16 protein-coding genes are annotated in these 20,238 nt (G+C 43.7%); 9 read left to right on the top strand and 7 right to left on the bottom strand.

Annotated features, from left to right (window positions below; all coding sequences use genetic code 11):
• The 4 genes from ACP14V_RS10250 to ACP14V_RS10235 are packed head-to-tail and all read left to right on the top strand — an operon-like array spanning position 1 to position 7,339.
• Positions 1 to 2,688 carry an ROK family protein gene (locus tag ACP14V_RS10250; protein WP_272610440.1) on the top strand — a complete coding sequence of 896 codons (2,688 nt, stop codon included), beginning with the start codon at positions 1 to 3 and terminating at the stop codon, positions 2,686 to 2,688.
• A gap of 14 nt (positions 2,689 to 2,702) precedes the next feature.
• The gene (locus ACP14V_RS10245; RefSeq protein ID WP_272610439.1) at positions 2,703 to 4,052 is read left to right on the top strand and encodes a sugar porter family MFS transporter; all 1,350 of its coding nucleotides are present in this window, start codon (positions 2,703 to 2,705) and stop codon (positions 4,050 to 4,052) included.
• Positions 4,053 to 4,060: 8 nt separating this feature from the next.
• Complete coding sequence (locus ACP14V_RS10240; protein ID WP_272610438.1) at positions 4,061 to 6,043, top strand: sialate O-acetylesterase; 1,983 nt, start codon at positions 4,061 to 4,063, stop codon at positions 6,041 to 6,043.
• Positions 6,044 to 6,103: 60 nt separating this feature from the next.
• Positions 6,104 to 7,339: a DUF4185 domain-containing protein gene (locus tag ACP14V_RS10235; protein ID WP_272610437.1), complete on the top strand. Its 1,236-nt coding sequence runs from the start codon at positions 6,104 to 6,106 to the stop codon at positions 7,337 to 7,339.
• Between the two features lie 4 nt (positions 7,340 to 7,343).
• Here ACP14V_RS10235 and ACP14V_RS10230 read toward each other — a convergent pair whose 3' ends face one another.
• From ACP14V_RS10230 to ACP14V_RS10205, 6 genes are read right to left on the bottom strand one after another with little or no spacing between them, the layout of a single operon-like run.
• Positions 7,344 to 8,102: a GntR family transcriptional regulator gene (locus ACP14V_RS10230; RefSeq protein WP_272610436.1), complete on the bottom strand. Its 759-nt coding sequence runs from the start codon at positions 8,100 to 8,102 to the stop codon at positions 7,344 to 7,346.
• 54 nt (positions 8,103 to 8,156) lie between these two features.
• The gene (locus ACP14V_RS10225) at positions 8,157 to 9,395 is read right to left on the bottom strand and encodes a hypothetical protein (protein ID WP_272610435.1); all 1,239 of its coding nucleotides are present in this window, start codon (positions 9,393 to 9,395) and stop codon (positions 8,157 to 8,159) included.
• A 5-nt stretch (positions 9,396 to 9,400) separates the two neighbouring features.
• Positions 9,401 to 10,597 carry a hypothetical protein gene (locus ACP14V_RS10220; protein WP_424987282.1) on the bottom strand — a complete coding sequence of 399 codons (1,197 nt, stop codon included), beginning with the start codon at positions 10,595 to 10,597 and terminating at the stop codon, positions 9,401 to 9,403.
• An 11-nt stretch (positions 10,598 to 10,608) separates the two neighbouring features.
• Positions 10,609 to 11,637: a hypothetical protein gene (locus ACP14V_RS10215; protein ID WP_272610433.1), complete on the bottom strand. Its 1,029-nt coding sequence runs from the start codon at positions 11,635 to 11,637 to the stop codon at positions 10,609 to 10,611.
• Between the two features lie 3 nt (positions 11,638 to 11,640).
• Positions 11,641 to 12,654 carry a hypothetical protein gene (locus ACP14V_RS10210; RefSeq protein ID WP_272610432.1) on the bottom strand — a complete coding sequence of 338 codons (1,014 nt, stop codon included), beginning with the start codon at positions 12,652 to 12,654 and terminating at the stop codon, positions 11,641 to 11,643.
• Between the two features lie 9 nt (positions 12,655 to 12,663).
• Positions 12,664 to 13,203 carry a hypothetical protein gene (locus ACP14V_RS10205; RefSeq protein WP_272610431.1) on the bottom strand — a complete coding sequence of 180 codons (540 nt, stop codon included), beginning with the start codon at positions 13,201 to 13,203 and terminating at the stop codon, positions 12,664 to 12,666.
• A gap of 189 nt (positions 13,204 to 13,392) precedes the next feature.
• Here ACP14V_RS10205 and ACP14V_RS10200 point away from each other — a divergent pair, with 189 nt between their 5' ends.
• From ACP14V_RS10200 to ACP14V_RS10185, 4 genes are all read left to right on the top strand, one after another.
• Complete coding sequence (locus ACP14V_RS10200; RefSeq protein WP_272610430.1) at positions 13,393 to 15,189, top strand: tetratricopeptide repeat-containing sensor histidine kinase; 1,797 nt, start codon at positions 13,393 to 13,395, stop codon at positions 15,187 to 15,189.
• Positions 15,190 to 15,195: 6 nt separating this feature from the next.
• Positions 15,196 to 15,948 (top strand): LytR/AlgR family response regulator transcription factor, encoded by a 753-nt coding sequence (locus ACP14V_RS10195; protein WP_272610429.1) that lies wholly within the window; start codon positions 15,196 to 15,198, stop codon positions 15,946 to 15,948.
• Positions 15,949 to 16,027: 79 nt separating this feature from the next.
• Entirely contained in the window at positions 16,028 to 16,876 is an 849-nt protein-coding gene (locus ACP14V_RS10190) for an ATP cone domain-containing protein (protein ID WP_272610428.1), read from the top strand.
• Between the two features lie 3 nt (positions 16,877 to 16,879).
• Entirely contained in the window at positions 16,880 to 18,250 is a 1,371-nt protein-coding gene (locus tag ACP14V_RS10185; RefSeq protein ID WP_272610427.1) for an MBL fold metallo-hydrolase RNA specificity domain-containing protein, read from the top strand.
• A gap of 17 nt (positions 18,251 to 18,267) precedes the next feature.
• Here ACP14V_RS10185 and upp read toward each other — a convergent pair whose 3' ends face one another.
• A complete protein-coding gene (upp, locus tag ACP14V_RS10180; protein WP_272610426.1) occupies positions 18,268 to 18,921 on the bottom strand; it encodes a uracil phosphoribosyltransferase in 654 nt (217 codons plus the stop codon).
• Positions 18,922 to 19,577: 656 nt separating this feature from the next.
• Between upp and ACP14V_RS10175 the strand changes: the two genes are divergently transcribed.
• Positions 19,578 to 20,186, top strand: coding sequence for an RNA polymerase sigma-70 factor (locus ACP14V_RS10175; RefSeq protein ID WP_136566997.1), 609 nt, complete (start codon positions 19,578 to 19,580; stop codon positions 20,184 to 20,186).
• The last annotated feature ends 52 nt before the right edge of the window (positions 20,187 to 20,238 follow it).

Here is a 20,238-nt window from a genome sequence, read left to right as displayed (position 1 = left end):
ATGCAGGACCAAAACAAATATTATCTGGGGATTGATATAGGAGGTAGCCATTTTGCCCTTGGTATGGTGGATGCTTCGCAAATGGGCTTGCTCATGGAAACGGTGGAACGTTATCCTGTGGACAGTAATCTACCGGCTCAGGATTTTTTGGACCAATTGCTCTCTGCCATAAGGGAATCCATTCAAAAGTTCAAAAGGCCCATAAGGGGCATTGGTCTGTCCGTGCCCGGTCCATTTGACTATGCCAATGGGGTTTCCCATATCCGTGGACTCAACAAATACGACGCACTGTTTGGGGTCAACCTGAAACTCTTTCTGTGGACTCACTTACAGGATGCCTTGCCCTCTCCAGAAAGTATTGCCTTTATCAACGATGCGGACAGTTTTGTTCTAGGGGAGACCTATACCAACAATCTCGATAAGGGAAAGGTTTTGGGGGTAACCTTGGGAACCGGAATAGGCTCGGGCTTTGTCATTGATGGAAATGTGGTCACCGAACATGCCAACATACCCAATGAAGGCAATATTTATAACCTTCCCTTTAAAAACAAGAGAGTGGAGGATTGGATTTCCACCCAATGGTTTTTGGAAACTTTTACCAAGACCACGGGCATCACGGTGGGCAATGTGAAGGAAATTGCCGAGCATGCGGAAACTTTGGAAAAGGCCAAGGAAATTTTTGAACAATACGGACAGCATTTGGGTGAAGTAATGACTTCTCTTTCGGAAGAGTTCAAACCAGATGCCCTTGTTATTGGAGGAAGCATATCCAAGAGTTATCACCTTTTCAACGAAGCTTTTGAAGCTTGTTTCCCCGTCCTCCCTAATATTCATATTACAAAAGGCACGGCCCATGCGGCCATTTTAGGTGCCGTCATACATTTAACCATTAAACAGAATAAATTGAGCACAAAAAGAAACACGGAGCAGTATGTGATGCCAATGCAGGCAGATGGGTCAAGAACAGATGAAGGCTATATGGTGTACCCCTCTTTTGAGATTTCTACGGGGACTGTTTCCATGGGCGTGGAGAGCCTCGTGGATGAACTTCCCAAAACAGGATGTGTTCTCATAGACGGTTATATGGGGGGATACTGGGAAGAATTTATGGCCCGTTTGTCCAGTGAACTCCAAAAAAGAAATGTAAAGCATATCAATTATGCTATGGCTTCTGCGTACAAGGAGGTTTCGGTCATAGAAGAGATGGTGGCTCCCTATTTGGGAGGCGACGACCCTGTTTTTGGAAAGATATTTCCCGGAGATTTAAAGGATTTTTTCGATGAGGAAAAATTGCAATCCATCAAACCGGAGGAGGGTGTCCTAAATATTATCTATGGGCCTGGGGCAGCCTTGAGTGGTTGGAAAGGAACCGTGATTTATATGGATATTCCAAAAAATGAGATACAATTTCGTTCCAGGGCAGGGCAGGTTACCAATTTGGGCAATATTATGGTGGCTGATAAAAAACATCAATACAAGCGCATGTACTTTATTGATTGGCCAGTCTTGAACAGACATAAACACCAATTGCTGAAGGATATGGACTATGTTGTGGACGGGCAGTTTGAAGGTGATGTCTCATGGTGTTCGGGAGATACCTTGCGAACAGCACTTCAGGAAATGACTGCCCATGCCTTTAGACCAAGACCTTGGTTCTCACCCGGGATTTGGGGAGGGGATTGGATGAAGGGAAAAATTGACGGACTGGCGCAAAATGTGCCCAACTATGCATGGTCCTTTGAACTCATTGCGCCAGAAAATGGAATTGTGATTTCAAAGAACGGTGCACGGTTGGAGGTTTCCTTTGATTTTTTGATGTTCCAGGATAACCAGTCCATTTTGGGCAAGGCAGCAGATGTTTTTGGAACGGATTTTCCCATACGGTTCGATTATTTGGATACGGTGAATGGACAGAACCTATCCGTGCAGTGCCATCCTACTTTGGAATACATGCGGGAAAATTTTGGGGAAAACTTTACCCAAGATGAAACCTATTATATTTTGGATGCCGACGCCGGTGCCCAGGTGTATCTTGGATTTAAGGAAGGGGTGCGAAAAGAGGAATTCCAAGAGGCCTTGGAGCAGAGCCATGCCCAAGCAAAGCCCATGCCGGTAGAGAATTATGTGCAAACGTTCGATGCCAAAAAACATGACCTTTTTCTTATTCCAAATGGAACCGTGCATTGTTCCGGTATAGGGAACTTGGTTTTGGAAATTAGCAGTACTCCTTACATATTCACTTTTAAGATGTACGATTGGATGCGCATGGATCTGGATGGAAAACCAAGACCATTGAATATTGAACGCGGTGTGGCCAACCTGAATATGGAATGTCAAGGAGATAGGGTAGAAGCGGAATACATTTCCAAACCACAAGTGGTCCAATCCGGTAATCATTGGAAGAAGGTAAAGTTACCCACCCACCCAAAGCATTTTTATGAAATCCATAGATTTGAGTTCACTGACGAAATGATCATTGATACAGAAGAACAATGCCACATCCTCAATTTGGTGGAAGGCACTAAAATACGGGTGGTGGCCCAAAACAGGAGTATGGACATCCACTACGCCGAAACCTTTGTGGTCCCTGCCGCGGTAGGACGTTACAAGATTGAAAATTTGGGTGAGGGAGAGGCAAAAGTGATCCAATCCAATGTAAAACCAGAATTCTGTAAAACCGGATTTTAATCATTGATAAAAGCATGGAAGCACAAAAGAACAGCTACCTTTTTAAGATTACCGCCATTGGAGCATTGGGGGGATTTTTGTTTGGTTACGACACAGCCGTGATTTCGGGAGCCATTGGTTTTATGGAAACCAAGTTTTCCTTGACCCCTTCACTAAAAGGTTGGGCCGTATCCAGTGCCATTTTGGGTTGCATCTTAGGTGCGCTAACCGCTGGGTATGTGGCCGACCGGATCGGCCGGAAAAAGGCCCTCATCATAACAGCTTTGCTGTTCGCCATATCGGCCATTGGTTGTCTGTTGGCCCCAAGTTTTACCCTTTTGGTCATTGCGCGGATTATTGGGGGTGTAGGTGTTGGTGCTGCTTCCATGCTTTCGCCATTGTATATATCGGAGATTTCGCCAGCGGAAAAAAGAGGGTCTCTGGTCTCCCTATATCAATTAGGGATAGTGTTGGGGATAATTATTGTGTATTTCTGCAATTATTTGGTGGCACAGGCAGGGGATGAAGCTTGGAACGTTGCATATGGGTGGCGCTATATGTTGGGGTCAGAGGCTTTGCCAGCCCTATTGTTTTTGGGCGCCCTGTTCTTGGTTCCCGAGAGCCCTCGGTGGTTGTCCAAGAACGGGAACAATGCGGCGGCCCTTCACATTCTGGAAAAACTGAATCCGAAGGAGAAAGCCACAGAAATCCATCAAGGCATCCAAAAAGCGTTGCAGCAGGAAAAAGGCAAATTATCCGAACTCTTTGAAAAAGGCTTTCGTACTGCAATCATTATTGGGGTGGTATTGGCTCTTTTTTCACAGATTACAGGTATCAATGCCATCATGTATTACGCCCCTGAAATATTGAAATCTGCTGGTTTTGGCGTGGATTCAGCCCTTATGCAGACCGTTCTGATAGGAGTGATCAATTCAATTTTCACCTTTGTGGCCATTAAGTACATTGATAAGGCAGGTCGGAAAAAACTATTGTTATGGGGAATTTTGGGAATGATCGTTTGCCTGTTGGTCATTGGGGCCTTATATCAGTTCGATGCCCTTGAAGGACCTTGGCTACTGATTTTCATCTTGGGATTTGTGGCTTGCTTTGCGTCTTCCTTAGGGCCTATTCCGTGGGTGTTGATTTCTGAAATTTTTCCAACAAAAGTACGGGGAGTGGCCATGTCCATATGTATAATGGTCTTATGGATAGGGGTTATGCTAATATCACAATTCACTCCCGTATTATTGAGTGACCTAGGACCCTCCTATACATTTTGGTTGTTTATGTTAAATGCCATTTTCCTGTGGGTTTTCACGTATAGGATGATTCCTGAGACCAAGGGCAAGACCTTGGAGGAAATTGAAATGGGATGGAAAAAATAAATCTAATCATGAAGAAAATAGCTTTAAAGCTCTTATGTTCCTTTACAGTACTTGTACCCATGTTGGTGTGCGGGCAGATAGAGTTGCCTCCCATTTTTTCTTCCCATATGGTATTGCCAAGGAATAAGCAAATTCCTCTTGAAGGGAAGGCAGAGCCAAGGACTACATTGACCATTACCATTGGAAGCCAAAGCCATACGGCGAAAGCGGATAAAAATGGAGTTTGGAAAGTGAATCTGCAACCCATGGTTGCCGGAGGACCTTTCGTTCTCCAAATTGAAGATGATCAAGGGAGGGAATTGACATTGGACAACCTATTGGTCGGGGACCTATGGTTATGTGCAGGGCAATCCAATATGCAGTACACCCTGAACATGCTGCGGTATAAGGAAACCCCGGATGACAACTATGATTCCCCCAACCTTCGGTTGTGCTCGGTATGGGTAGACCGGGATTATCTTCCAAGAAAGGATGTACCCAATGCCGTATGGCAGGAAGTGTCCAAGGAAACCGCCCGGAACTTTAGTGCCGTTGGATACTTTTTCGGGAAAAACCTAGCTGGGGAACAAGAAGTTCCCATAGGTCTCATCAGTAGTAATTTGGGGGCTACGGCCATAGAAACCTGGATGGGTATGGACGTTCTCAAGATATTTCCGCAGTTTGATGAGGTTACGCAGAAGGTGGGTAAAATCAACAAAAGTTTTAAAACCCTGGATACTGAATTGGAAAAGTTCAGAAAGAAATGGGATGATAAATATTATTTAAAAGGACCTGGAATTCAGGGGAAATGGTACGAAGAAGGGTATGATTATTCCAATTGGGAAGAATGTACCTTGCCCGCTTTCTGGGACGATTTTGGGTACGCTTCTCATGACGGTAGCATGTGGTTTAAGCGAACCTTTGATTTGGACTCCGTTCAAATGGAAAGCGATTTCAACATAGTACTCAACCAAATTGATGACTACGACAGGGTTTGGGTCAATGGGGTGCAAATAGGGGAGTCCTTTGGGAAAAGTAATTTCAGGAATTATTCCGCACCCAAGGACATCCTTCGGGAAAAAGGGAATATACTTACGGTACGTGTCTTTGATGTTGGCGGGAAAGGAGGAATCTATACCAATGCTTTTTGGGGCAATTCCATCCTTAATGGGACTTGGAAATATAAAAAAGGCGTACGTATAGATAGCAGTCGGTTTCCAAAACCCGAAGTGGCCAATGGCAGTCCGTTTTCACATCCCATGCTCCTGTACAATGCCAGTATAGCACCATTACACAAACTACCTATAACCGGGGTGATCTGGTACCAAGGGGAATCCAATGAATCCAGGGCTGTGGAATATGGCTCCTTGTTACCGGCCATGATACAAGATTGGCGGAAGCAATGGAACAATCCTAAAATGCCTTTTTTGGTTGTTCAATTGGCAAACTATAGGCAAGAGGATGCTGAACCTAAGAATAGTCAGTGGGCCGAATTGCGGGAGTCCCAAATGAAGGCCACCGAACTGGAGCACGTGGATATAGTGAATGCAATAGACATTGGGGATGCCAATGATATCCACCCTTACAACAAAAAAGAAGTGGGTAGGCGATTGGCCCTTTTGGCACAACACCATACCTATGGTAAAACCCTTAAAAAAAGTCCTGTTTTTAAAAGCAGTACCCTGTCGGATTCTATTATCACCATTGAGTTTGAGACCTATGGCAGTCCATTGAAAAGTATGGATAAGCATGGCTATGTAAGAGGTTTTGCCATGGCGGGAGCAGATGGAAAGTTTTATTGGGCCAAAGCCAAGGTTTTGAATGATACCCAGGTGGCGGTATATCATGGGGATATTAAAAAGCCAATGTATGTCAGGTATGCTTGGTCTGATAACCCAGGACCATTGGATTTGGTAAATACGGATGGACTCCCGGTCTTTCCTTTTAGAACCGATGATTTTGAGTTGAGTACAGAAAAGAATAGATATAGCTACGATCCCCATGCATTTTAGTGATGGATTGTAATGGTAAAATGAATAAATAACGGGTCTTGGAGCCTAAAAAGATGACATATGGAATACATAAAATCAATACGTTCTTTTAAGCAACAATGGATGGGCGTTGCGGCGATTACATTGTTGTGCACCTCCTGCGTTGACAAAAAAGAGACAAAAAAGAACGACAAGGACAGTGCACCGGAAGTAAATATTGCCATGGCAGGCGAATCAACAGCGTGGAGTGAACTCTTCATTAAAAATGAAGGATGGTTTGGAGGAGATGGTATTTTTGGAATTCCTATGGATGGTAAGGAGTTTGTCCCGGCGACGGAGAGTACGGTGACGCTGTTTACTTTTGGGGATACCATGATTGGCCACCATGATGGGGAAACCCTCTTGCCGGAAGACTTTTTGATGATCAATAATTCGGTGGGTATCCTTACAGGAAAAGAACCGGATTCGGAAAAGATCACCTTTCACTGGAAACAAAGCAGTGAAGGTAAGGCCGAGGGCCTTTTCAAACCCAATACAGAAAACGCAAGACCCCATGATTATTATTGGTTGGGGGATGGCTTTGTCAATACGGAAGGGGATGGCAACCTGTATATTTACGCGTATCCTGTAAGGGAAAAAGATACCACCGGGATTGGTGGGTTCACGTTTGAACAGGTAGGGGTGAACCTATTGCAAATTCCAAAGAACAGTCAACCTCCATATGTGGAGCATAAGCAATTGGAGACCCCATTTTTTGATTCGGAAACCCAAACCTCATTCGGCAGTGCCATTTACGTGAATACAGTGTCGGCAGGAGCACCTAACCCTGATGGATATATCTATACCTATGCAGTTTCCAACCAGGACGGGACAAAGGGACTATTGGTGGCTAGGGCCTTACCGAAGGATTTTGTCAATTTTGGACAATGGAAATTTTGGAATGGGACCGATTGGGTGGCCAATATGGCAGATGCGGCATTGATTGCCAGGGATGTTTCCAACGAAATGAGTGTTTCTCCGCTATCGGATGGCAGCATTATACTTACCTACCAACGTTACACCATGGGACCGGAAGTTGCCATACAAGTTGGGGAGTCCCTTGTAGGACCATTTGCCGAACCCAAAGTTGTTTACAACACCACTGAAAACAACACGAACAAAACGTATTTCACCTATAACGCCAAGGCCTACCCGCATCTTTCCAAGCCGGGAAGCCTCTTGGCCAGTTACAATGTAAATTCATTCGATTTTTGGGCAGATATTTTAAAGGACCCCAACCTTTATCGACCTAGATTCCTTGAGATTCCTTTGGAATAGGGTTTCAACGTTTAATGTCTATACTGTAGGTGAACTGATCGGCCCTGTAATACCCAATGTTGTATTCTATGGGCCTGTTACCGGGGTCGTAGACTACCCGTTTTCTCTGGAGAATGGCCGAGTTTACGGGTACCCCCAACTTTTCTGAAAGGGGTTTGTTGGCTAAAATGGCACTTATCTGTTCCCTTGAAAGTACTGGGACAGTATGGTATTCATGCTCCAAAATATCGTAGAGGTGGCGTCCAAAATCCTCATCTCCCGTGATGCCAATTCTGGGGTGAAAATAACTTATGAAATACACAAAGGGTCCATTGTCCAGCCCTCTGAGCCTTTCCAATTTAAAAACTTCTTGGCCTTCCTTGATTTCCAGTTCCCCGGCAATTTCAATATCGGCCATGATCTTGGAAACCTTGATCTCATAATTTCTGAAATCAATCCCCTGGGCATGCATCTCCTGACTGAAACTTACCCAATTGGACAGTTTGGTCTCGACCTGTTTTTTGGCTACTTTGGTACCAACTCCTTTTTTTCTGATTAAAAGTTTTTCCTGGACCAACCTATTGGTGGCCTGCCGGATAGTGTTCCGTGAAATACCAAGCCTTTTGGAGAGATCTACCTCTTTGGGCAAGAATTTTCCATTCTGGTATTCCGGGTCATTGATCATGTCACGGAGTATCTCCTCAACCTGTAGATGTAGGGGCACAGGGCTGTCATGGTCTATGCTTAGGGACTTAAGGTTGTCCATGTTCTTTTGTTCAGACATGAAGCAAACTTATAAAAATTGTTCTAATAACTACCTATTCTCCACTGTTGGATTTTATTGGGGTCCCTTGTAGATGAGTTGGTCCAACCTGATTTCACCCAGTTTTCTGGTCAATTGGGCGTCTGTATATAACTCCATAACGGGATCCAAGAAATGGTAGGTGAAGTTTGGATTGTAAACAAAAGGGTTGGCAGTATCAAAGTCCTTGAAAACAGACTTTACCTTCATGGTCAGTTGTAGCAGAACACTTTTGTCGTTGATAAGGGCCTCGGCCTTTTCCGGATTCATTTTGAAAAGCACCTCGGCATTGATGTAGTCCACTTGCTCCGTTTTTCCATAGAATTGATTCCCGTATGTGGTTTCTGGTGAAAAGGTGTTGAAGTATTCCAAAGCTGAAACCCCTAAAGGAGGTCTCTTTATGGGAAGTCGTAACCAAAAACCTCCGTGGTCAAAATCATATTGACCTTGAAATTTAACAGCATATACAAGCTGGAAATCATGGGTGCCATCAGCAAAAAAGTCTTCGCTCCATTTTAGGATGATATCCAAGTATTTCTCAACAAAGGACACGTATCGCTCATTTTCAGTGAAGTCATCAGATTGGTGCCCACCCCATTTTCTTACAAATGGACTTTTACCGTCACCACTCCAATCGTTCATAAAATACTCTTTTTTCAAAGCATCGGTCCCCATGCTGAATGCAAATTCCAACAAGGTTTTTTGGGCGAGACTCGATTTGGCTTCCTCTTCCACAATGGTTCCTTTGGTTCTTTGGGTAAGGGCGGTCCGGTCCATTACCTTAAAATGATCTTTTAAAATATGGATACGGGCCAGATGGGCAAAACCCGTATATCCCAAACCAGTCAAATTTCTTTTCTCGGCTGCCTCTTTGGAAAGGTCCACTTTTTTCGGATTGTCGCGCATCATATAAAAATCTATGGCCCCAAACCGGGGAAGATCTTTATGTTTTTGGAGGACAATATCCTTGAAAGCAGGGTTTGGGGACGGCAATACCATAAATTCAGAAATGTCAGGAGAAGGAGATGTCTGTTTTTTTGGGGTGCTCTGTTTTTGTTGGGAGGATTCTTTCCCAGTTGAAGGCACGTTGTCTTTATTTGGTTTTTCGGGTTGTGGATCTGTGCCCTCAAAAACAGCATCCACTTGCTCATCGGCCTTTTTCAATAGTTTTTCTTCGGCTTTTTGCTTCAATTTTTTTAAAAATTGGGCATTTGCATCCGTGGTCTGGGAAAAGAAACAGAGAATTATTACAACAAAGATATATGTGGCTCGCATGGTTTCTAGTATTTGGATTGCAATGTCTTTAGGTCTATTTCCCCCATTTTATTGGTAAGGGCCGCATCGCGATAAATTTCAATGACCGAATCTTCCAGCTCATACTCCCAAGCCACATGGGTTGGGTTGCTGAGCCTTGGGGATACCTTTACCTTAAGAACGGCAAATACAGGGGACCTTTGTTGAAGGTTCAAGGTCTTCGCCATGGAAGGATCAATGGGTACAAAGTGTTTCTTGGCGTTGTTGGCCAATGCCTTTTCATTTTCAGTGAAGGGTAAAAACTCGGAATGGTGGAGCATGAAACTGCTACCTACCAAGGAGAAGATATTGTTTATCCAGCACCCCTTGTTTTTAAAATCGTATTTCTCCGAAACGAGTGCCCTGTTCACATAATAGACCGTTTCACTGCCGTTTGCATAAAACGTTCGGCTCCATTCTTGTAAAGGCTCCAAATAGTTCTTGACGAAACTTGTATAGCTACGGTTTTGGGCAAATTCATTTTTTCCGGCCCCGCCCCAATAGGCTACGTGTTTTCTTTCCCCGGCAGGATTATAGAAATTGCATGGCGATTTTGCCTCTGGGTCGCAAAAATATTCCATGAGCACCTTATCCGAAGAAACATATCCGGCAAGTTGTAGCAGATGGTGTTGGGCAAACTCGGAATTTTTGAATTCCTGCCCCTTTTCTTGTTGGGAAGAGTTGGACTTTGTCAATTTGGAGCGATTGATATCGGCATAGATTTCCTTTAAAAATTGGAGCTCCATGAGTTTTTCATACGCTTTGTTGTCGGTAGGTTTTGTAGTCCCCCGCACAAAATAAAGCGCACCATACCTTGGGAGTCCCTTGTGGGACTGTATGGTGATGTCAATAAAATCTGAACTGGGCGATGTATAGGTAATCACGGAACCTTCCGTACCAACAGGATAGGTTGTGGAGGTTTTCTTTTGATTGGGTACCGATGACGGTGTCTTTGTTTCACTCTGGGTATTGGTGGACTTTTCCGTTTCTTTTTTGGTTGAGGAGGTATTCCCGTTTGTGCCATTCAGGATTTCATCGGTCTTTTCGTCCGCTTTTTGGGCAATCTTTTCCTCAACACTTTTCTTCAATTTTTTCAGGAACTGTCCCTGCAAATGGGTAGGGGCGGCCACCCCCAACAGGATAACGAACAGGATATAGTGTATTTTGATGTTCATCTTTTTCATGCTTTTTTGGATTATCTGGTTTTGGATACCATGGTGCTGATATCGATTTCACCTACTTTTTGGGTGAGACTGTCATCGGAATAGATCATGATCGTGGGGCTGTTCAAGGTAAATGTGGTTTTCAATTGGTCTGCCCTATAGTTTTCCAATCCGTTGAGGGATGCAGTGATGTCAAGCACCAGAAATATGGTTTGATGGTTTTCCGAAAAGGCTTCTGCTTTTTCCGGTGCCATTTTAAGCAAGATCGATGAGCCGTTGGGATGCACCAGTTTTCGCTCTGCGGAATTGGAAGGTTGAAGCTCCCACCATCGCAATAAAAAATCGTTTTGGTGCATTTGGTGGGTGTGTAACCAATATCCGCCATCCTTAAAACTGTAGGTACCGAGCTGGGTCTTTGCCACATAATACCCGTCAATGGTGTTGTTGGGGTATAGCGAGTTGCCCCATTTTTCCAATTTTGGGAACAGTTCATTCACAAAAGCTGTGTAGGCCCTCAATTGTTGGAACTCGGAAGCTCCCCGACCACCCCAGGAGCGGATGTTCCTCGGTTCGTTGTAGTACCCATCTTCTTTGAAGATGGAAGCACAATCTTCCTCCTTTTCATTGCAGAAAAACCGTTTTAATTCGCTCTTCGAGGATAGGGCATTGGCCAAGGCCAGCACATGTTGTTGGGCCGTGTAGGATTTCAAATCCTTTTCAAACATGGATTGGGTGCGTTCCGTAAAAAGATTACGATCCATGGCACTGAACATGTCCGCTTTAAAACGGATTTTCAAAAGTTCCAGCAAAGCGTGTCTACTGGCCCGGTTGTGGCTGGATTTTTTGTCCACCTCAAAGTAATTTTCAGCTTTGGAACTTACATAGGTACCATCGGCCTTTACAAAATACTCGTCCTGTATCCCAAAGCGCAGCTTGTTGTTATAGGTCTGCAATGAAAGGGATATAAAATTGGGCGATGGCGATGTAAAGACCTTCTCCTCTTGAGATTTTAAGCTGGACAATACGGCCAAGGTCAGAAGCACATATACGATTTTTTTCATTTGTTACGGGGTTTTAAGGATAAGGTTGTCCATGGACAAGGTGGTGAAGTGTTGGGTCAGGGCTTCATCCAGATACACATCCATTTCCTTGTTCACATGGGAGTAATTGAATTCCAAGCGGTCATTTGGTCGAGATAAGGGCTTGCCCGAGTACACCATCTTTATTTTCTTTACCAAGTACAGTTTACTAATGCCTTCTTTCATTAATCGCTCTGCAGTCCCTTCATCCATTTGAAGGAAGAAGTCCACATGGTTTTTTGAGCTGGTTTTTTTCATCAGTTCGGTTTCAAAGGAGGCTGACGGCAGGAAGGTCATCGAATGGATACCACTGGGTTTTAGGAAAAAAACATCATTCAATTGGAGCGGATGTACCAACCAATACCCCTTTTGGTCAAAATCGTAGTTGTTGCCCACATGCAGGGTGGAAACGTGATAGCCCACCATTTTCTCATTTTTGAAGAAACTTTGGCTCCATTGCACCAAGGGATCTAAGCATTGCTCTATAAAAGCCTTATAATTCCGGATTCGTTCAAACTCGTTGGCCCCACGATTGGCATTTTCGCAAACCGGACCCGTACCCATGCTCTGCGCTATTTGGTTACGAAGATAGTTTTGCAGGTAGGCCGAGTTGCGTTGCTCTTGCGACATATTTCCCGAAATTGTGGTCAAACGTTCCCGATCAAGATCACCCATAAAGGGTGTCCTATACTTGAGCCCCAGGAGGAGGGAGAAGTTTCTGTAGCCTAAACCAACCTCCTTGCTTTTTTCGGTATCGTAGGAGCCCCGTACCGGTCTTACGGTTCGCCCGGGAGTTTTCCCTGTGTTGTTTTGGATTTTGTAGTTGTCCCTTGCGCCAAATCTTGGCAATCCTTTATGGGACTGCAGCACAATGGGGATAAATTGGTCCGATGGCGGGTCAAAAACCAATAAACCATTCGATTCTTGCTGAGCATGAATATGTACGGCGAAAACCAAGGTGATGGCCCAGAGGTAGTATTTTAGTGATAGTTTTTTCATGTTGAGCAGTTATTCCCAAGTAACGACACCATCCATGGTCAAAACCAAATCGCTGTCCGTGTTGATTACGGTAGTGCCATTAAAAACAACTTTCTTGGCATTGAAGTCAACACTGTATCCATCGCCACAGGCGGTAAAAAAGCCTTGGTAGGGTGATGAGCAGGCATGCCGGAATTCTTCACCATTCTTTACGATGGTCATGGAGATGGTCTTTTCAATATCCGGAGATCCCCCGGTTGAAAAATCCGCAGCAACGATTACAAAGCCATTTTGGTCATTGGTGTAGACCAATTCGTTGTTTTCCACCCGGATGTTTTCGGAGAGCAATATTACGGATTTATCTGTTCCCGTGAGTCCCACTTGGGCCACGGCTATGTTGGCCACGGTAAGGGAATTTCCAAATTCCGAGGTTTCTTCACCGGACAATTGAATGCTTCCGCTTGCTTTTTCGGTTGCTATGTTTTCGGTTGTATTTCCATCATCCGAAGCACAATTGAAAAAAAGGGTAATCGATAGAAAAAAAAGGGAGAATAGAGGTGTTTTAAGCATTGTAACAAGGATTTGGTCTTGATGAACCTCTAAACTATGGGATTCCTGAACGATACACCATGACCATTTAGTTATCGTTATATATTGTTGGATTATCGTTGTGGTTTGTGCAATATTCGTATTGTAGTGAAACTAAAGCGGTATAATGGGGCAAAACCGTTAAATTTGGAACTACACCAATTTCCAAACATGCCAGTACCCTTCAAAAGAGCCATTACCCTTTTTTTGATTTGTTTTGTTCCCCTTTGGGGAATTTCCCAAGAGAATCCTTTGGATTCGTTACAACAGGAATTGGCTTCCCATACTGCCAAGGATTCGGTCAGGGCCAATTTGCTCATCAAAATTGCAGGGAGCATGACCTATTCCGAACCACAAGGAGCTTTTCCCTATGTGGAGGAGGCCATAAGTATATCCAAGACACTGGATTGGACCAAAGGAGAAGCCTTGGCGCTTCGTCAAAAAGGACATCTGCACTATGTCATGGCCGATGAACTCAATGCCTTGGATGCCTATCAAAGCGCTTTACAGTTGAGTCACGCTATGCAGGACAAGGAGTTGGAGTCGACCTTGATAAGCAATATTGGGAACATTTATGCCGATTTGAAACAGTATGACAAGGCCTTGGAAAACTATGAAAGCTATCTTGCCTTTGCGGAATCCACGGGGAATATCAATGAACAGATCAAAGGACTTTCCAACATTGCCATCGTCTATAACGATACGGAACGATACACCGAAGGAGTGGCTTATCTGGAAAAAGCCTTGGCATTGGCCAAAGAGGAAGGGAATGAACTTTTTGTAGCCGCCATTACCAATAATTTGGCCTTGGCGTATAAAAAATTGGAACAGTACCCAAAGGCATTGGAGCATTATCAAGATGCCGCGGTTCTGGCCCATACGATTGGCAATAAATATATTGAGGCGTCCGCCTTGAACAGTATCGGGATAGTGAACATACTCGTGGGAAATTATGATGCGGCCAGTGGGGTGGGACAGAAAGCTCTGGAATTGTCCCAGGAAATTGAGGCGGTGGAATGGCAGGCCGATTCGTGGAAGGTACTCAGCGAAATCTATGAACACGATGGGAAAATGACAGAGGCCCTGGAGGCTTATAAAAACCATGTCCGGTTACAGGATAGTGTATTGAGTGAGGAAAAGAAAATGGAATTGACCCGTAAGGAAATGCAGTTTCAGATGGAAAGGCAGCAAGCAGTTGCGGATGAGGAAATCAAGCGCCAACAACTGGTGAAAAACGGGTATTTAGCGGGTGCTGTGGTCTTGGCATTGATTTCTGTTGCCGGTTATTTTGTCTACAAGCGAAGACGGGATGCCCTTGAGAAAAAGAAAGTGGCGGAATTCAATGCAAAAGTGGCCGAAACGGAACTAAAGGCCCTAAGGAGCCAAATGAACCCGCATTTTATTTTCAATTCGTTGAATTCCATAAGTGATTTCATTTCAAAAAAGGATGTGAAGCAGGCCGATGACTATCTGGTAAAATTTGCCAAGCTCACCCGTTCCATTCTGGAGAATTCAGAGAAAAAATGGATCAGCCTTGAAGAAGATCTGGAATTGATGGAGCTGTACATGCAGTTGGAGTCCCTCCGATTGGAGAACAAGCTTCATTACAGCATTGTGGTGGATGAAAGCATTGACCCGGACAATACCTTGGTGCCCCCAATGATTTTGCAGCCTTTTGTGGAAAACAGTATTTGGCATGGGATTGCCAAGCGAACCACGGACGGAACCATTGACATTACCATCAAGAATGAGGGGGATATGTTGTTATGCGTAGTGGAGGACAATGGAGTAGGGCGTTCCAAGAAGGTGCCCCAAGAGGAGCATAAAAGTTCTTTGGGGGTGAAGATTACCAAGAACCGTATCGATATTATCAACCATCTTAAAAACACCAAGGGTTCCATTGCCATGATCGATAAGGAAATGGGACTTCGGGTAGAGCTGAAACTGCCCTTGGAACTTCAATTTTAAAAAAGTATGCTAAAGGCTATTATCGTTGACGACGAACAACATTGCATCAACCGTTTGGAAGAACTCTTGCAGGAACACAAGGAGGAAATCCAGATCGTATCATGTTGCAAAACGTTGGAGGAGGCCAAACAGCAGATAGGGAACTTTGGGCCGGACATCCTGTTTCTGGATGTGCATTTGGGAGATGTGACCGGGTTTGATTTACTTTCCCAGTTGGACACCATGGATTTTGAACTCATATTCACTACGTCCTTCGATAGCTATGCCCTGCAAGCGTTTAAATTTTCAGCATTAGATTATCTGTTAAAACCTATAGACAAGGATGATTTGAAAGAAGCTGTCAATAGGGTACAGCAGGCCAAAAAATTAAAGGAGACTTCCCAGAAAATCGATGTGCTCTTCCATAACTTCAAGGACGGGGCCGGAACATCCAAAAGAATAGCGGTGCCCACCATGGATGGGTTCGCCATGGTAGATGTGAAAGATATCATCAGGTTGCAGTCAGACGGCAATTATACCCATATATATACCACCTCGAACAAACGGATAACTGCCGCAAGGACCTTGAAACATTTTGAGGGGCTGTTGGATACGGATGCATTTTTCAGGACCCACAAGTCCCATTTGGTGAACCTTTCCTTTGTGGACAATTATATCAAGGGCAAGGGTGGGTATGTGGTCTTATCCGATGGAACCAAGGTTGAAGTCGCTGTAAGACGGAAAGAGGAGCTGATCCAAAAATTGATGCCCAATTCGTAACGGAATTAGACTCCAATTGCATTGACGGGTAAAGATATTTTCAAGATATTTATGGAAGCTTGTCCACATCAAAAAGAGTATGCAAAAACAGGAGTTCGATATTATAAAATCCACAGGGGAGAAAACCAAGTTTTCCGTTACAAAGCTGGAAAATTCACTAAAAGCCAGTGGAGCTGACGATGCCTTGGTGAAAAAAATCGTCAGCGTGGTCATGGATGAACTCTATCCGGGGATTTCCACCAAGGAAATCTACAACAGGGCATTTGCCATGCTCAAAAAGGCTAAATCGGTCTGTGCTTCAAAATATAAATTGAAGAAGGCCATTTATGAGCTGGGTCCCACGGGATTTCCCTTTGAACGGTTTATAAGTGGCATTTTGTACTATTCGGGATACACCACCCAAGTGGGGCAGATGGTGCAGGGCACCTGTGTGTCCCACGAAATAGATGTATTGGCTCGTAAAGATGGGATCTTGAATATCATTGAATGTAAGTTTCATGGTGAGGATGGCCTTAAGTGCAATGTAAAGGTGCCGCTGTATATTGCTTCCAGATACCATGATGTCAAAGGACCGCTTGAATCGGAAAAGGAAAAGGAGTATGAAAAGACCGCAGGATGGGTGGTCACCAACACCCGTTTCACCACAGATGCGCTCCAATATGGTCAGTGTGCTGGATTGAACTTGTTGAGTTGGGACCATCCCTCTGGGAATGGACTGAAGGATAGGATAGACAGGCTAAGGTTATATCCCATCACGGTCTCCACCTTGCTGTCCGCAAAAGAAAAACAGTTCTTGTTGAACAGGGATGTTGTGTTGTGCAAGCAATTGCTGGAAGATAGCTTTTATTTGGACCATTTGGGGATTTCCAATGGGAGGAAGAGCAGGATTATCAAAGAAATGCAATCCCTGTGTCACATCCAGATTTAGTATATGGAAAGACTTAAAATTCATTTTTTGGGTGCTGCCGGCACGGTAACGGGCTCCAAGTTTTATTTGGAAACCAATGAGGTCAAGATACTGGTGGACTGTGGCATGTTTCAAGGGAACAAGGAACTTCGGATACAGAACTGGGAACCTTTGCCCATTGAGGTTTCCCAGATTGATGTGGTTCTGTTAACGCATGGTCACTTAGATCACTGTGGATATCTTCCCCTATTGGTGAAGCAGGGGTTTCAAGGAAGCATTTTGGGAACGGCGCCCACTTTGGAGATTGCCAAGATCATTCTTGAAGACAGTGCCAAAATACTGGAAGAAGAAGCCGAAAGGGCCAATAAGGAAGGATACAGCAAGCACGACCCGGCACTTCCGTTGTTTGACCAACATGATGTAGTGGCCACCTTGAAACTCTTTAAAAGTATAGAGGAAGAGGAAAGTATAGGGATTTCACCCCATTGTTCGGTACGTTTTAGGTATAATGGCCATATCATTGGTTCAACCTTTATTGAAATAGACCTTTTTGGTAAAAAGTTGGTTTTCTCTGGGGATGTGGGGCGTCTAAAGGACGACCTGCTAGACCCGCCCAAGCGGCCACAATGGGCCGACTATCTTTTTGTGGAAAGTACCTATGGGGATAGAAAGCATCCAGAAGAAGACTTGGAAACTATTTTACGGGAACTTATCCAACGGACCATACAAAGGAGGGGCACCTTGATCATCCCATCTTTTGCAGTGGAACGATTACAATCGCTCATGTACGTATTGTGGAAGCTCTATGACAGGAACAAAATCCCCAACATTCCCATTTTTGTGGACAGTCCCATGGGAATAAATGTATTGGAGGTTTTTGGTCGATTTCCCAAATGGCATAAGCTCGCCCCGGAAGAATACCATAACATGTGCAACCATGTTACTTTAGTGAGTTCGTACCGGGAAACCTGGGAAACCATAGATGATCCCAGGCCCAAGATTGTCATTGCGGGCAGTGGCATGGTCACAGGAGGGAGGGTGCTTACTTATATCAAACAACTGGCGGATATGGAATCCACTTCCATATTGCTGGTGGGGTACCAAGCCGAAGGAACCCGGGGCAGGGATTTGTTGGAGGGCGCACAAGAATTGAAAATGTTTGGAAAGTATGTGCCGATCAAGGCCAGTGTACAGCATTTGGAAAGTTTATCGGCCCATGCGGACCAAGGAGAATTGTTGCACTGGCTTAAAGGTGTGGACAACATACCGGAAAAAGTGTTCCTCATACATGGGGAAACCGAGACCATGTCCATTTTCAAGGCCAAGATTGAAGAGGTGTTCGGATGGCACACCCATATTCCTAAACTCCATGAAACCGTTGAGATTTTACTTTGACACCTTGGGCGAGGGCATCATAATTTGATTCCATAACTCAAATCACCCGCATCACCCAGACCAGGCACTATATAGCCTCTGCTGGAAAGCTTATCGTCAATGGCAGCAATCCACAAATGGGTATCTTTAGGAAAGACTTCTTTCACTTTTTCAACTCCGGCCTTGGAACCAATTACAGAGATAATGTGGATTTTTTTTGGCGTACCATGTTCTTTTAGAACATTGAGTACATTTTCCAAGGTTTTTCCCGTGGCCAACATGGGGTCGGTCAATACCAATACTTTACTTTCTAACGAAGGTGCGGCAAAGTACTTTACCACCACTTCAAAATCATCCGAATTGTTGGGATGGTGCCGGTATGCCGAGATGAATGCATTTTCGGCAGCATCAAAGTAGTTCAGAATGCCATGATGTAAGGGTAACCCCGCCCTGAGTACTGAACAAAGAACCAGTTGATCAGTACAGCCAAGAATTTTTTTGGAACCCAAAGGTGTGGTAATTTCCTTTTCCCGATAGGTAAGGGTCTTGCTCATTTCATATCCCAAAACCTCACCAATCCGTTCAATGTTCCTTCTGAACCGCATGGCATCTTTCTGCACCCCCACATCTCGTATTTCTGCAATAAAGGTATTCAGCACGGAAGGAGTTGTATCAAAACGGTTGATGATCATAACGGACTTTTAATTTGGATTGAGGGTCTTCTATAAAAATAGCACATAAAGGTTCAAATTGTACATTAAGTTGCGTATTCCCTTTTCTTTATTTTCTATAATCAATAAAAGATTCTCGGTGTGCAACAATGGTGGTATCCGTAATTAAAAAGCTATAGAAATAACGCAAGAGTGATATAATGATAATATAGAATTAATAAATATGATATGTTTTCAACCAGCCTTCATAAAATAGAAAACTTTTAAAACTCAAAGCGGGTTTGTCTTTTAACATATCATATGTTTCTGTAAATCAAGTAAATAAAAGCATGCTTGTTAGTTGCAATTTATAAATATCAGAAAAATGACTGACAATAAGTTATATTAGCGAAATTCTTGATTTTGCTAGAGAAAAGCGGTTAAAGAGGAATCCAGAAACACGACTGTTTTGAAATATCACAAAAAAACATTGTAATTTTAGGATTTTACCCAAAGAATATCGTTAAAAATTTGAAAATTTACAGGAATTTTCAAGAATTGGCGGTGATGTACTTGATGATACGCTTAATATAGAAAAAAAGTGGATGCATAGCGAACATACTTGAAGGCATCCAAATCCAACAGTTCGGATAAGCGACATTAAAAGTATTTCCCCCTATTGTTTCTATCGCCAGAAAATGAAAAAAGATTTTTATAGCGCAGAGGACTTTCAGTTTTCCCAATTTAAAAAAGGGGACAACCGTGCTTTTGAGTTTTTTTTCAATAAATACTTTAACGACATTGTTGGATTTAGCCAAAAGTTCATTGGTGATCGGGATAAGGCCAAGAGTGTTTCCCAGGATGCCTTTATCAAATTGTGGACCAACAGGGATAAAATCATTAAAATAGGGGGTATCCGTTCTTTTTTGTTCACGTCGGCCAAGACGGATTGTTTGAACTTGCTTCGTCATAAAAAAGTTAAGAGAAGATATGAATCCTTGAAACTTCAAGAAAAGGAAAGATTACTGGACATGGAAATCCTGGATTCTCTAAAGTTTGATTCCATGACCTTTTCAGAACTTGAGGAATTGGTGGAAAAATCCATTGCCGAGATGCCTGAAAAATGTAGGCAGATCTTTATGAAGAAGCGCATGGAGAACAAGAAGAACAAGGAGATAGCTGAAGAAATGGACATCACCCTAAAAGCAGTGGAGGCCAATATGACCCGGGCGCTCAAATTCCTTAAATTGAGGCTCGCCAGCTACATCCCTTACATTCTTATTTTAATTTTTTTAACGCTTTTTTAAAAAAAACTTAACTGTCATATAGGGTAGAAAGTGTTTGACGTGTACCTACTAC

It is taken from the genome of Flagellimonas alvinocaridis (genome assembly GCF_965248585.1).
GTDB classification, from domain to species: Bacteria; Bacteroidota; Bacteroidia; order Flavobacteriales; family Flavobacteriaceae; genus Flagellimonas; species Flagellimonas alvinocaridis.
Note: the sequence above shows the minus strand (reverse complement) of the source record. Positions and strands in the feature narration are given on the sequence as shown.

What these genes read in the sequence shown, in the direction of transcription:
- ACP14V_RS10250 (WP_272610440.1), top strand. Translation starts at nt 1, where the DNA reads ATGCAGGACCAAAACAAATATTATCTGGGGATTGATATAGGAGGTAGC.
- ACP14V_RS10245 (WP_272610439.1), top strand. Translation starts at nt 2,703, where the DNA reads ATGGAAGCACAAAAGAACAGCTACCTTTTTAAGATTACCGCCATTGGA.
- ACP14V_RS10240 (WP_272610438.1), top strand. Translation starts at nt 4,061, where the DNA reads ATGAAGAAAATAGCTTTAAAGCTCTTATGTTCCTTTACAGTACTTGTA.
- ACP14V_RS10235 (WP_272610437.1), top strand. Translation starts at nt 6,104, where the DNA reads ATGGAATACATAAAATCAATACGTTCTTTTAAGCAACAATGGATGGGC.
- ACP14V_RS10230 (WP_272610436.1), bottom strand. Translation starts at nt 8,102, where the DNA reads ATGTCTGAACAAAAGAACATGGACAACCTTAAGTCCCTAAGCATAGAC.
- ACP14V_RS10225 (WP_272610435.1), bottom strand. Translation starts at nt 9,395, where the DNA reads ATGCGAGCCACATATATCTTTGTTGTAATAATTCTCTGTTTCTTTTCC.
- ACP14V_RS10220 (WP_424987282.1), bottom strand. Translation starts at nt 10,597, where the DNA reads ATGAAAAAGATGAACATCAAAATACACTATATCCTGTTCGTTATCCTG.
- ACP14V_RS10215 (WP_272610433.1), bottom strand. Translation starts at nt 11,637, where the DNA reads ATGAAAAAAATCGTATATGTGCTTCTGACCTTGGCCGTATTGTCCAGC.
- ACP14V_RS10210 (WP_272610432.1), bottom strand. Translation starts at nt 12,654, where the DNA reads ATGAAAAAACTATCACTAAAATACTACCTCTGGGCCATCACCTTGGTT.
- ACP14V_RS10205 (WP_272610431.1), bottom strand. Translation starts at nt 13,203, where the DNA reads ATGCTTAAAACACCTCTATTCTCCCTTTTTTTTCTATCGATTACCCTT.
- ACP14V_RS10200 (WP_272610430.1), top strand. Translation starts at nt 13,393, where the DNA reads ATGCCAGTACCCTTCAAAAGAGCCATTACCCTTTTTTTGATTTGTTTT.
- ACP14V_RS10195 (WP_272610429.1), top strand. Translation starts at nt 15,196, where the DNA reads ATGCTAAAGGCTATTATCGTTGACGACGAACAACATTGCATCAACCGT.
- ACP14V_RS10190 (WP_272610428.1), top strand. Translation starts at nt 16,028, where the DNA reads ATGCAAAAACAGGAGTTCGATATTATAAAATCCACAGGGGAGAAAACC.
- ACP14V_RS10185 (WP_272610427.1), top strand. Translation starts at nt 16,880, where the DNA reads ATGGAAAGACTTAAAATTCATTTTTTGGGTGCTGCCGGCACGGTAACG.
- upp (WP_272610426.1), bottom strand. Translation starts at nt 18,921, where the DNA reads ATGATCATCAACCGTTTTGATACAACTCCTTCCGTGCTGAATACCTTT.
- ACP14V_RS10175 (WP_136566997.1), top strand. Translation starts at nt 19,578, where the DNA reads ATGAAAAAAGATTTTTATAGCGCAGAGGACTTTCAGTTTTCCCAATTT.